Consider the following 12004-nt stretch of genomic DNA (forward strand, 5'->3'; position numbering starts at 1 on the left):
AGCCGAGCCATGCTCGGCTGCTCTACCAACGCGCCTCCAGCGTTCTGAATGGTCTTGCCAGGCGCACGCCCTCTGCATCGAACGCGGTAACGTCGCGCCCATCCACACGCACGGTCTTCGGCATCGTCCGCGCCGGCCACCAGACCTTCACCGCCGTCCCACTGCGCAGGCCATTGCCCAGCGTGATCGATAGCGTGCCGTCGCGTTGCCGTGCCTGCATCTGCAACGTGCCATACGCGGTGGGCAGGCCTTCCACGGCCAATCCATCGCCCGCCACCCACGATGGCGGCGTGCCCGGCAGCAGCGAGAGCGCATCATCGTCTTCGCGCATCAGCATGCCGAACAGCGTGCGGCCGTATTCGGCACCGATCCAGGTGTGCGGCATGTCGCCCAGGTAGCGAGGAAAGCGCAGGCGTGAGTGCACGACCTCGGCCAGCACCTGCCACTGAAGCGGGCGCCGGTCATGCAGCAGCCCCTGCAGCAGCTCATCGGCGACCTGCGGCTGGCCCAGGTGCACATAGCTCAGCACGTTGCGGATCTCGTACGGGGTGTAGGCGTACAGCGCACCGGGCTGGCTGCGCTTGCGCACATCGTCCAGATAGCGCGCGAAGGTGGTCCGCAGCGCCTCGGCGGGCAACACGCTCTGTGCGCCGGTCGGGTCCAGTGCGATCGAAACGCCGGTGGGATCGCCATCGCCCAGGTCGGCCGAGGAGGGAATGAAGTCGATGCCCTTCCACGCCATCGTCGCCCGGATCGAGGCATGCAGTGCGTCGTAGAGCAGCTTGTATTGTTCGCGCGCCCAGGCTGCGGTCTGGTGGTCGCCGAGCGATTCGGCCAGCCAGGCGCCGTCGTGCCAGCCCTTCAGGCCCCAGTAGTCATCCCAATAGCTGTGGGTGGGCGAGGGGTAGCCCTCATGGCTGATCGACGGCGCAAGAATGCCCGCGAACCGTTCCGGCGAAGGCTGGTCGGCCTTGTAACCGGGCACCAGCGTGCGCTCGCGCAGCTCCTGCAGGAAGCGCAGCGCGGCCTTCACCTTCGGCAGGTAGTCACGCACCGACTCGGGTCCGCCGTCCAGGCGCGCGACATCGGCCACCAGCGCGACGTACTGGCCCTGACTGTCGTACTCGATGTCCGATCCAAAGCCGGTGTTGACGCTGCCATCGTCGTTGAGGATCGGTGAGACCAGGCCGTTGGCATGCACGCCGTGTTCGCTGTACCAGGCCAGGTAGTCGCGCGCCACGCGGGCTTCGCCCATCCGCAGCAGCACCGCCGAGGTGGCCATGCCGTCGCGGATGAAGGAACGGTTGTAGTTGCGCGGGCCGGGCTGCATGGCTGGACCGGTCTGGTTGATCAGCATGTAGGCGGCCTGCGCGCGCAGCATGTCCACCAGCGACGGATCGGGCAGGCGCAGGCCGACCTGGCCCAGCCGTGCCTGCCAGTCCGCAGACGCCTGCGTGGCCAGTGAATCAAACGCCGCATTGGCATCGCGGGGCAGCGTGGCCAGATCCAGCGCAGGCGCTTCGGGCAGCACGCCATTGGCATCGGCGGCGGCGGTGCCCAACGGGAACGCGACCACGATGGCATCGCTGCTTCCCGGCGCCAACGAGACGCGGTAGTTCAACGCAGCCGAGGCAAGCCCCTGGTCATCACGCGCCTGTTGCGTGGAAGGCAGCTGGCCGGCAGCGAGACTTGCGGTGATCTCCGTTGCGCCATCCTTGCCGAATGGCGCCGCGCCGGATGCGGTCACTGGAGTAAGCGACTGCAGCAGCGTGCGGCCATTGATACGCAGGGCCTGCCCATCGATGGTCACCTCGCGGATCGGGGACAGCCCGCCGTTCTGCCATGGCGGATTCATCTGCATCGGGCGCACGACCAGGCTGAGCGTGCCTTCGATCTTCGTGCTTCCCGTGTTCTGCAGGCGATGCCGCAGGAAGGTCACCGGCTGGCCATCGCGCTCAATGGCGAACACTTCACTGCGCAGCTGCAGGCCGGGTTGCGGTGACCAGGTGGCGGAGGGCATCGGCTTCCAGCCGTCGCGCAGGGCATGCTGCATGGCCTGCCCGGCGGCGCCGGCGGTTTGGCCATCGGCATTGCGCCAGATGGGCTGCACCAGCGGTGCGCCCTTGAAGGCTTCCAGGTTGCCGTACTCGTCGAAGATCGACTTCTGTCGTCCTGCATGCACACCCACGGCCGTCCAGTAGGTCTGCTGCATCTGCAGCGAGGCCGGGAACAATGCGCGCTGGGCGCCGCTGGCGACGATCTGATACTGCTTCATCGGCGTCATCACGGCTTTCGGACCGAGCAGGCGCAGGCGTGCGATCTGCGGCGCAGCGCCGTCCACGCTCAGGCGGAAAGCACGCAATGGTTGTGCTGCAGTGGCGGCCAGCCAGCTTTGCCGGTGACTGGCCGTCTGTGCATCGTATGCGAGGTCCTGCCAACGGCCCCGTGCATCCTGCGCCTGTAGTCGGGCAGCGCCTCGTGCGCCATCGGCCCAGTCGACCACCAGGCCAGCCGTTGATTGGGCCTGCGGCAGCGTGATATCGAACGTATGGGATCCATTTGCCCCGGCCGGCATCGCGACGGTGCCGCCGCCTTGCCAGAGCGCCGCCGCCTGCGCTGCATCGATACCGCTGACGCGTGCGCTGAGCGTGCTGTCCAGCGGCTCCATCTCGAAGATCGACACGCCCCAGTCGGAAGTGCGCTGCGGGCTGGCCAGCCGCAGGTAGCGCGCCTGCCGTGGCGCGAAGTACAGCGTTTCCACGTCGCCCAGCGAATCGGCCATCGTGTACGCGGTCTGCCACTGCCTGCCGTCCAGTGAGGTCTGCAGTGAATAGCCTTCCGGGTTGGAGACATCCCAGGTGAGCCGCGCGCCGGCCAGCATTGCAGGCGCGCCGAGATCGATCTGGAACCAGTGGCCCGGACTGAATGCACCGCCGGTAACGGTCTTCGGGTTGCCGTCGATCAGGTGGCTGATCGCCATCGCCGGCACCTGCTGCGAGGAACTGCTGGCCTGCCATTGGCTGCGCGGGGGAAGGGTCTGTGCCTGTGCGCTGGAGGCCAGGGCGGCCAACAGCAGGGCAGCGGCAGGGCGCAACGGGAAAGGCGGTGTGGAGACCTTGGAGCGTTCGGCGCGCAACGTCATTACGGACAGCCTCGCAGGTTCGGCCGGAATCGGGCGAGCGCTACGCTAGCAAGGGATGTAACCGGTTACATGACGCACTGCAGCGCCGCTGGACGCTGCCGCTGCCATCACGGGAGGGCTGACGGATGTGGCTCTGGACGTGTAGCGCGAATTGGCTAGGGTCACGTCGAAAGTCCTTTTAAGTGGGTTGTCATCTGACAACCAATGTGAACCGTGTGCAGACTATGGAGAACAAGGAAGGTCTCGAGCGCGTCATCCAGACAAGGACATCGAAGCGGCGTTGCAGTTCGCGGAGGATCGTGGGTGGAGGCTCCGTATGGCGGGCGGCCATGCGTGGGGCCGGATGTATTGCCCTTGCAACGACACTGATTGCCGATGCGGGGAGTTCTGCATCGTGAGCATCTGGAGCACACCGCGTAGCGGCAGCCATCATGCAAGAGCCTTGCGGCGTGTGGTCGAGAACTGCAGTCGTGAGCAATGAGATCACGCTTCGTCAGAAGCGAAGGGGGTCAATCATGGAGTTCAACTTCACCCTGAAGTACCGCTTGCCGGACACAGGTATTGAAATCGGCGTCCTCGAGCAGGGCCTGGCCGAAGGCGGCTGTGACGACGCGCTTGTGGGCCTTGGGCTGCCGGGACGGCTGGCCTTGGCGTTCTGCCGCGAAGCAGATAGCGCAGGGGCTGCCCTGCGTTCGGCGCTGGACGATGTGCAGCGGGCCGTGCCCGGTGCCGAACTGGTTGAAGTGAGCCCCGATCTGGTTGGGCTCACTGACGTCGCAGACCTGCTCGGAATGTCGCGCCAGAACATGCGGAAGCTCATGCTGGCCAACCCGCAGTCGTTTCCGTCCCCCGTGCATGACGGCTCGACCTCGATCTGGCATCTCGTCGACATTCTCGGTTGGCTGCGAGCGCGCGGCAGCGGGAAAGTCACGACGGAAATGACCGAGCTCGCCGCCGCTGCGCTACAGATCAATCTGGCCCGGGAAGGGCGCAGGCTTCACCCGAAGACGTAGCGGCGGCCAGAATCGGAGCCGACCGCATTACAGCTCCACCGTCTCCCACCAGCGCGTACCCGCCTGCGGCGCCTGCATGTCCAGTGCTTCGCCCATCATCGGCGTAGCCACTGGAACATTGTTTGCAGCGGCCAGCGCCGTGATGCGCTCGAACGGCTGCTGCCATGCATGCAGGGCCAGATCGAAGGTGCCGTTGTGGATCGGCAGCAGCCACTTGCCGCGCAGGTCCAGGTGCGCCTGCAGCGTCTGTTCCGGTTGCATGTGCACGAATGCCCAGCGCGGGTCATAGGCGCCGGTCTCGATCATGGTCAGGTCGAACGAACCGTATTTCTCGCCGATGGCCTTGAAGCCGTCGAAGTAGCCGGTGTCGCCGCTGAAGAAAATGCGGAAGTCACCGTCCTGGATCACCCATGAAGCCCACAGGCTGCGGTCGCTGTCACCCAGCCCGCGGCCGGAGAAGTGCTGGCCCGGGGTCGCGGTCAGGCGCAGGCCGTTGGCTTCGGTGGATTGCCACCAGTCCAGCTGCTCGACCTTGCGCGCATCCACCCCCCACGCGACCAGCTGGTCGCCGACGCCGAGCGGTGCAATGAAGCGCGCGGTCTTGCCGGCCAGCTGCATGACCGCGGCATGGTCCAGGTGGTCATAGTGGTTGTGCGAGAGGATCACACCGGCGATCGGCGGCAGCGCGTCGATGCTGATCGGCGGTGCATGGAAGCGTGCCGGCCCCATCCACTGCACCGGCGAGGCGCGCTCGGAGAACACTGGATCGGTCAGCCAGTACTGACCACGCAGCTTCAGCAGGATCGTGGAGTGCCCCAGCCGGAACAGGCTGCGATCTGGTGCGGCGTCCAGCGCGGCGCGGTCCAGCGGCTTCACCGGAATCGGGTGCGCGGGCACGGTGCCCTTGGGCTTGTTGAACAGGAACGTCCACCAGATCTCCGCGCCGTCGCGCAGGCCCATCGCCGGACGGGGCAGGGCATTGCGGAACTTGCCATCACGGTACTGCGGCGAATCGGGGAAGTCGGGAAGGGACCAGGACTTGCAGAAGGTGTAGGTGGTCACGGCGAGGATTCCGAGCAGGAGGACAAGGAGCAGGCGCTTCATGGGCGACGTCCGCTGAGTACACTGCACAGTGTAGTTTCGTGTTTTTCAAAAGTACACTGTCGAGTGTAAAATGGAGGCATCCGTTCAGTTATCCGGTTTCCGCCATGTCCCGTGCCCCGCAACGCCTGACCGACCGCAAACGTGACGCCATCGTGCGCGCGGCGGTGGAGGAGTTCCGTGCATCGGGCTACGAGGCGACCAGCATGGACCGCATCGCCGAGGCGGCGGGGGTCTCCAAGCGCACCGTCTACAACCATTTCCCGAGCAAGGAAGCACTGTTCTCGATGATCCTGGAGGAGCTGTGGGAGCGCAGCGTGGCCAGCGACGCACTGCCGTACCGCGCCGACCAGCCGCTGCAGACGCAGCTGCTGCAGTTGCTGGGCCAGAAGCTGGACCTGCTCAGCGATGGGAATTTCATCGATCTGGCGCGGGTCGCGATGGCCGAGATCATCCATTCACCGGAGCGCGCGCAGGCCATCGTCTGCCGCATGGGCGAGAAGGAAAGCGGCGAGAGTGCCTGGATCCGCGCAGCAATTGCCGATGGCCGCCTGCGCGAGGTGGATCCGGACTTTGCCGGCGCCCAGTTGCATGGGCTGGTGAAGAGCTTCGCGTTCTGGCCGCAGGTCACGATGGGGCAGCCACCGTTGACCGCGCAGGAACGTGCGCGCGTGGCCGAATCGGCGGTGGCGATGTTCCTGGGGTTCTACGCGGTCTAGCCGGCTGCGAAGCGACGGAACTCGTCGGCCGGTAGCGCCGCCGAGTACAGGTAGCCCTGGCCGACATCCACCCCGAGTGCGCGCAGCTTCTGTTCCTGGGCCAGGGTCTCGGTACCCTCGGCCACCACGATCGCGCCGCAGCGGTGCGCGACCTCGACGATGAAGCGCACGATCGACTGCGACTTGGCGTCGGACAGCGTGGCGATCAGCGCCTGCTCGATCTTGACCTCGGCGATGGCCAGCTGCGAGAGCAGGATCAGGGTTGAATAGCCGGCGCCGAAATCATCCAGCGACAGGGTGACCCCGGCTGCCAGCAGCTGTGCGATGTTGGCATCGACCACGTCGCGCTCGACGATTTCGGTCCATTCGACGATCTCCAGGCGCAGCATCGCACCGGGGATGTCATGCAGCTGAAGCAGCTCCTGCAGGCGCAGGCCGAAGTCGGGCAGGCGCAGCGATTCGGCTGAAACATTGACTGCAATGGTCAGCGCCGCGCCGTCCCGCCGGCAGTGCTGCAGGAAGTGCACCGCCGACCGCAGCGTGGCCCATTCCAGGTCTGCCAGCCGCCCCTGGCGGCGCAGCAGCGAGATCACCCGCATCGGGGCAATCGGCCGGCCTTCGCCGTCGCGCATGCGCAGCAGTGCTTCGGCGCCGACCAGTTGGCGATCCTGCAGGCGATGCTTGGGCTGGTAGCACAGCGGCGCATTGCCCTGCTGCAGCCAGTGCTCAAGGGCAACCTCGATCAGGGCGTCGATCTCGCTGTCGCGCTGGATCGGGTCATCGAAGAACACCACGCCCGACTCGATCGCGCTCAGTGCCACGGTGATGGCGCGGAACGGAAGATGTCCTTCATCGGCATCAGCAGGGGGCTTCAATTCAACCACTGCACAGCGGAACAGCGGCCGGAAGCCCGGCCAATCGCGGCCGACCCGATCGGCCAGGTTGCTGGCCAGCTCAGTGATCTGCGGTTGCGTGCGCAGTGTGGACAAGGTCAGGCCGCGCACCAGGATCGCCAGCGCGGCATCGCCGAACTGGTAGATCTCCAGCTGCGCAGCCGGCAGCGACGGCAGCAACCGATGCACTTCCTCGGTGCTGTCGCGCTGCCACAGGCCGTTGTCCTGCAACGGCCCGTAGCGCAGGCGCAGATCGCGCAGGTTACCCATCTCGGCCACGATCAGGCAGGCCTTGCCGGTGCCGTCGTTATCCCGCCAGTACTGTTGCAGGCGTTCACCGAGCGCACGCATGTTGGGCAGCCCGCTGATCGGATCGATGCGGAGCCAGGCCTGTTCGCGCTGGCGTTGCGCATCGATCTGGGCATCGTTGTAGACCAGCGCGAACACGGCGCCGAGCACGAGCAGCGAGACCGGCAGTGCCAGCGCGCGCTGGATCGCCAGCTCGGCCACCGGAAGTTGATCGGCGCCAATGATCGCCACACCCAGCGCCAAACCTAGAGCGGTTACCCCGATGCGCACGGACCATGCCTGCAGGATCATGCGCGGCGAGAGCTCGTTGAGCATGCGCGGGTACAGGTGCCTGCGCAGCCAGACGCCCGCCACCATCTGCAACACGGCCTCAAGGCTGGCAGGCAGGAAGAACGGGATACCGACGAACTGGTAGCGGACCAGCAGGGCGGCAGCCAGGCAGGCCAAGCCGCCGCGCCAGCCGCCCAGCAGGCCACTGACCAGCAGGATGTCGAAGCCCAGGTGCAGTTTGACGACACCCTGGGAATAACGGGCCACGAACCAGGAATTGAACAGGTAGATCAGGCCCAGCGCTACGCCGACATACAGGCGACGGCCTTCTATGGCGTGCCCGGCGCGACGGGTGGCGATCAGCAGCACGCCGATCATGCCGATCACTGCCGTGGCCTGCAGCAGATACAGCGGCAGGCTGGGCAGGGCGCTGTCCAGGACCTGGGCCGAGACCCGTGAAAGCGCATCCATAGCAGGTTCCCGCCTGTGACCGACGGCCAGTGACGAGCAGGGTAAACCACGACCGCGCGCGCGGCCACTGAGGGTGCTCTGCCGCGGCCGGCAAGGTCAGTAGCGCGGGTCGGCGATGGCGGGCAGCACCAGTTCGCGCACGAAGCCGGAGGATGACAGCTGCAACAGGGCGCTTACCATGGCCACGACATCGTGGACCGGCACCTGCTCACCGTCGCCGCGCGCTGCGGCCTCGGCCACCGGCACCGACAAGGCGTCGTCGGTGTTGAGGTAGCCCAACTGCAGGCTGGTCACCGCCAGCCGGCGATCGCGGAAGCCTTCGCGCAGCGCATCGGCGATGCCGTTGAGGGCGAACTTCGAGGCGCCGAACGCCACTTCCGGGCGGCCACTGCGAGGCAGGGCCGAGGTCGAACCGGTCAGCACCAGCTGCGGGCGCGCTGCGCCCAGTACGCGGGGCAGCAGGCGTTGCAGCAGTAAAAGGGTCGCGGTGATGTTGACGTCGACCAGCTTCGTGAGTGCAGCATCGCTTTCATCGAGGAAGGCGTACTCGTCGCTGAAGGCCTTGTCTTCCCAGATACCCAGGTTGTGGATCAGCACATCGATATCGGCCGGTGCCTGCGCTGCGATGTGGTCGGCAGCCACGGTCGGCCGGGACAGGTCTGCTTCGATCCATTGCAGGGTGACGCCGTCAGCGCAGGCGATGCCGCACGGGCGGTTGCGCGAGACACCAATCACAGTGTCACCCCTAGCACAGAGGCCTTCCACGAACGCGCGTCCCAGGCCCTTGCTGGCGCCGATGACCATCAATTTCATGTTGCTTCCTCGTTGTACTGCGGCAGCCACGATCGGCTGCCAGAACGGTGCCCCACTTGGCGAACGCGCGCAGGCCGCCGCGTTCGGCGGTAAGGGTCGAGGCCGTGTCGTCGAACTGGCACCGGCACCGTGGCAGCAGCCGTCGCTGCTGCAGGCGCTGGGGCGTAGTGGCTGCCGGCCGCCCGCGGGTCGATGTGCGCCAGGATGAGCGAGAATGCACAGGGTCACCGGCAACAGGAATCTCCTGGCATGGACGAGCACAACGCCACCCCTGATGGCATGCCGCTGCCGTTGGCGTGGCAGAAGGCGTTGGCCGATGCGCGCATCGAGCGGCAGTCGATGGGTGTCTCGCGGGCCGACGTTGCCCGCGTGCTGCGGCCGGGCCGCCCCGATGCCTTCCTCAAGTCGGAACTGATCGACGCCTTCAGTGAGCTGGGCGATGAGATCGCGCGCCTGCGCTGGTTGCAGGCACAGGGACAACCGGCGCCAACGGTGATTGCCACGGCCGAAGAAGCGGGCCGGCACTGGTTGCTGATGAGCGCGCTGCCTGGCCGCGATCTGGCTTCGTCGCCGGAACTCGCGCCGCAGCAACGGGTGGAGATACTGGCCGACGCGCTGCGCGGGCTGCATGCGTTGCCGGTAGCAGCCTGTCCGTTCGATCAGCGGCTGGCCTCGCGCCTGCCGGCCGCGCAGGCACGGGTCGAGGCGGGGCGCGTGGATGCCGATGACTTCGATGACGAACGCCTGGGACAGAGTCCACAGCAGGTCTTCGCCCAACTGTGCAGCACCCGTCCCGATCATGAAGATCTGGTGGTCAGTCATGGCGATGCCTGCCTTCCGAATCTGATGGTGTCCGAGGGGCGTTTCAGCGGGTTCATCGACTGTGGGCGGCTGGGCGTGGCCGACCGTTACCAGGACCTGGCGCTGGCCGCGCGCAGCCTGGTCCACAACTTCGGAGATACGCGTTGGGTCACGCCGTTGTTCCAACGCTACGGCGCTGTGGCCGACGAGCGCCGGTTGGCGTTCTACCGGCTGCTCGACGAGTTCTTCTGAGCCCGCGCGCGGCTGGCGATGGCCGCGCAGATCAGGCCACCGACCACGCTCAGGTGTTCCAGTGCGAAGAACAGGGCCAGCTGCTGTTCCGCGCCGTGCTTGGTCCAGAAGGCATGCACGATGGCAATGGTCAGCAGCATGAATACCGCCAGCGCGCCGCTGCCCAGCCAGAGCAGGCGATCAAGCAGCAGGCACAGTGAGCCACCCAGCAGCACCACGGCGCTGGCGAGGTTGAACAGCACAGGCGGTTGCAGCCCGGCCGCCTGCATTTCGGCCACGCTGTTGTCCCACGCCAGCAGCTTGGCCAGACCCGATGACAGGAACACCACCGCCAGTAGCAGTCGGGCCAGGAACCACAGCAGGCGGCTGTCGAGCAGGGCGGTGATCATCCGTGGCATGAAGTCTCTCCGGGTTGGGCTTGGAACGGGCCACGCAGCATCGGGCCTCAACCGCAGTTGAGGTCAAGGGCCGGCTGAACGGAACTCGCTGATGAACGGGTTGCCATCTTCAAGTTGGACGAACGTTCGTTCACTATTGGCGCCATGAACCGAGCCGACCGCAACGCGCAACGCATCGAGCAGATCCTGCAGGCCGCCCTGCAGTGCTTCCTCGCCAAGGGATTCCACCAGACCAGCATGCGTGACATCGCGCAGGCGGCCGGCGTCAGCCTGGGCAATCTCTACAATCACTTCCCCGGCAAGGAAGCGATCATCCTTGCAGTGGCCGTGGCCGAGGGCGAAGAAGTGGCGCCGTTGCTGCAGCGACTGGCCGCGGCCGACGGTGATCGCACGCAGGTGCTGGCGTTCCTGCAGGACTTCCACGCACTGTGCAGCCAGCCGGAATGGGCGACGCTCGCCGTCGAAGTGCTGGCCGAGAGCGCACGCAATCGGGCCGTGGCCGAGGCATTTGCGGCCAATCGCAGGCAATTGCAGGCTGTGCTGGCCGAAGCCCTGCAGCAGGTGGCACAGCGTGAACGTCGGCGTCCCGTACTGGCCCCGGCACTGCAGGCGCAGGTGCTGCTGGATGCCATCGAAAGCGATGCGCTGCGCCGGGGGCTGGGCGAAGCCGGTGGCACCGATGAGGCTCCGTTGGACCCAGGCCTGCTCGCGCTGCTGCTCGGTGCACGCGCATGAGCGCGGTTGAGCGGCGATTGCACGGCCTTGATCTGGCACGGTATCTGGCGCTGGCAGGCATGGTGCTGGTCAATTTCCGCCTGGCGATGGCCGTGCCGGCAGAGGGTGCGAGTTGGCTGGCCGGCTTCTTCCATCTGCTGGAAGGCAAGGCCTCTGCGACCTTCGTCACCCTGGCCGGACTTGGCCTGGTACTGGCCACGCAGCGCCTTGGCTGGATACCGGCCAGCGCGCAGACCTGGCGGCGCGCGCTGTTCCTGCTGGTGCTGGGCCTGCTCAACCTGACCCTGTTCCCGGCCGACATCCTGCACTACTACGCGGTGTATTTCGCGCTGGCGGTGCTGTGGCTGCGTGCGTCGCCACGGGTGCTGCTGGCCAGCATCGCCGGCCTCGCGGCCGGGTCGTCCTGGGCACTGCTGCACTGGAATTACAGCCAGGGCTGGAACTGGCAGACGCTGGAGTATGCCGGTCTCTGGCAATGGCCGGGTGTTGCGCGCAACCTGTTGTTCAACGGCTTCCATCCCTTGCTGCCCTGGATGTGCTTCTTCCTGCTGGGCATGCTGCTGGCGCGCCTGCCGTTGTCACAACCGCGGGTGCAGCGTGCGTTGCTGCTGGTGGGCCTGCTGCTGATCGGCGCAGGCCAGGCCGTGCAGCACCTTGCGCAGGGAACGCCCTGGCAGCCGTGGCTGGGAACGCAGCCGATGCCGCCGGGACCGGCCTACGTGTTGACCGGTGCGGGGGCAGCCTGCAGCGCGATTGCCGCGTGCCTCTGGATCAGCCGCCGTTATCCGGGGGATTGGCTGGAACCGCTGACTGCAGCAGGGCGAATGACCCTGACCCTCTACGTCGGCCACATCCTGCTGGGCATGGGTACGCTGGAATGGTTGGGGCTGCTCGATGGCAGCGCGTCGTTACCGACCGTGCTGCTGTGGGCGCTGTTGTTCCTGATGCTGGTCACGGGCGCAGCGTGGCTGTGGTCGTGGCGGTTCACGCGGGGGCCATTGGAAGCGGTGATGCGTCGCGTCGCCGGCTAGCACATTGGTCGCGCAGGCACGATGTTGTGACGGACATGTCTGTGTCGTGGCGGGCA

10 protein-coding genes are annotated in these 12004 nt (G+C 66.5%); 5 read left to right on the top strand and 5 right to left on the bottom strand.

Going from position 1 to position 12004, the window contains the following annotated elements; translation table 11 throughout:
- Positions 1-22 precede the first annotated feature (22 nt).
- Positions 23-3142 (bottom strand): discoidin domain-containing protein, encoded by a 3120-nt coding sequence (locus ACUDTM_RS01535; RefSeq protein ID WP_445391083.1) that lies wholly within the window; start codon positions 3140-3142, stop codon positions 23-25.
- 515 nt (positions 3143-3657) lie between these two features.
- On the opposite strand from ACUDTM_RS01535, the gene ACUDTM_RS01540 reads away from it, so the two are divergent.
- Positions 3658-4155, top strand: a complete 498-nt coding sequence (locus ACUDTM_RS01540; RefSeq protein WP_188241359.1) for a helix-turn-helix transcriptional regulator — start codon at positions 3658-3660, stop codon at positions 4153-4155.
- Positions 4156-4182: 27 nt separating this feature from the next.
- On the opposite strand, the gene ACUDTM_RS01545 is transcribed toward ACUDTM_RS01540, so the two are convergent.
- Positions 4183-5259, bottom strand: coding sequence for an MBL fold metallo-hydrolase (locus ACUDTM_RS01545; RefSeq protein ID WP_188241288.1), 1077 nt, complete (start codon positions 5257-5259; stop codon positions 4183-4185).
- 104 nt (positions 5260-5363) lie between these two features.
- On the opposite strand from ACUDTM_RS01545, the gene ACUDTM_RS01550 reads away from it, so the two are divergent.
- Positions 5364-5975: a TetR/AcrR family transcriptional regulator gene (locus ACUDTM_RS01550; RefSeq protein WP_088497299.1), complete on the top strand. Its 612-nt coding sequence runs from the start codon at positions 5364-5366 to the stop codon at positions 5973-5975.
- Here ACUDTM_RS01550 and ACUDTM_RS01555 read toward each other — a convergent pair.
- Both ACUDTM_RS01555 and ACUDTM_RS01560 read right to left on the bottom strand, forming a co-directional pair.
- A complete protein-coding gene (locus tag ACUDTM_RS01555; RefSeq protein WP_072168937.1) occupies positions 5972-7918 on the bottom strand; it encodes an EAL domain-containing protein in 1947 nt (648 codons plus the stop codon). The two genes, ACUDTM_RS01550 and ACUDTM_RS01555, sit on opposite strands and share 4 nt — an antisense overlap.
- A gap of 96 nt (positions 7919-8014) precedes the next feature.
- Positions 8015-8731 carry an SDR family NAD(P)-dependent oxidoreductase gene (locus ACUDTM_RS01560; RefSeq protein ID WP_072168936.1) on the bottom strand — a complete coding sequence of 239 codons (717 nt, stop codon included), beginning with the start codon at positions 8729-8731 and terminating at the stop codon, positions 8015-8017.
- Between the two features lie 249 nt (positions 8732-8980).
- On the opposite strand from ACUDTM_RS01560, the gene ACUDTM_RS01565 reads away from it, so the two are divergent.
- Positions 8981-9784: an APH(3')-II family aminoglycoside O-phosphotransferase gene (locus ACUDTM_RS01565; protein WP_072168935.1), complete on the top strand. Its 804-nt coding sequence runs from the start codon at positions 8981-8983 to the stop codon at positions 9782-9784.
- Here ACUDTM_RS01565 and ACUDTM_RS01570 read toward each other — a convergent pair.
- Positions 9757-10182 (bottom strand): DoxX family protein, encoded by a 426-nt coding sequence (locus ACUDTM_RS01570; protein ID WP_072168934.1) that lies wholly within the window; start codon positions 10180-10182, stop codon positions 9757-9759. The two genes, ACUDTM_RS01565 and ACUDTM_RS01570, sit on opposite strands and share 28 nt — an antisense overlap.
- Before the next feature lie 144 nt (positions 10183-10326).
- Here ACUDTM_RS01570 and ACUDTM_RS01575 point away from each other — a divergent pair, with 144 nt between their 5' ends.
- Entirely contained in the window at positions 10327-10917 is a 591-nt protein-coding gene (locus tag ACUDTM_RS01575; RefSeq protein ID WP_072168972.1) for a TetR/AcrR family transcriptional regulator, read from the top strand.
- A complete protein-coding gene (locus tag ACUDTM_RS01580) occupies positions 10914-11948 on the top strand; it encodes a heparan-alpha-glucosaminide N-acetyltransferase domain-containing protein (protein ID WP_445391084.1) in 1035 nt (344 codons plus the stop codon). Before ACUDTM_RS01575 ends, ACUDTM_RS01580 begins: the two co-directional genes overlap by 4 nt.
- Positions 11949-12004 lie beyond the last annotated feature (56 nt).

The sequence above is a fragment of the Stenotrophomonas maltophilia group sp. vghtpe118 genome (assembly GCF_052605195.1).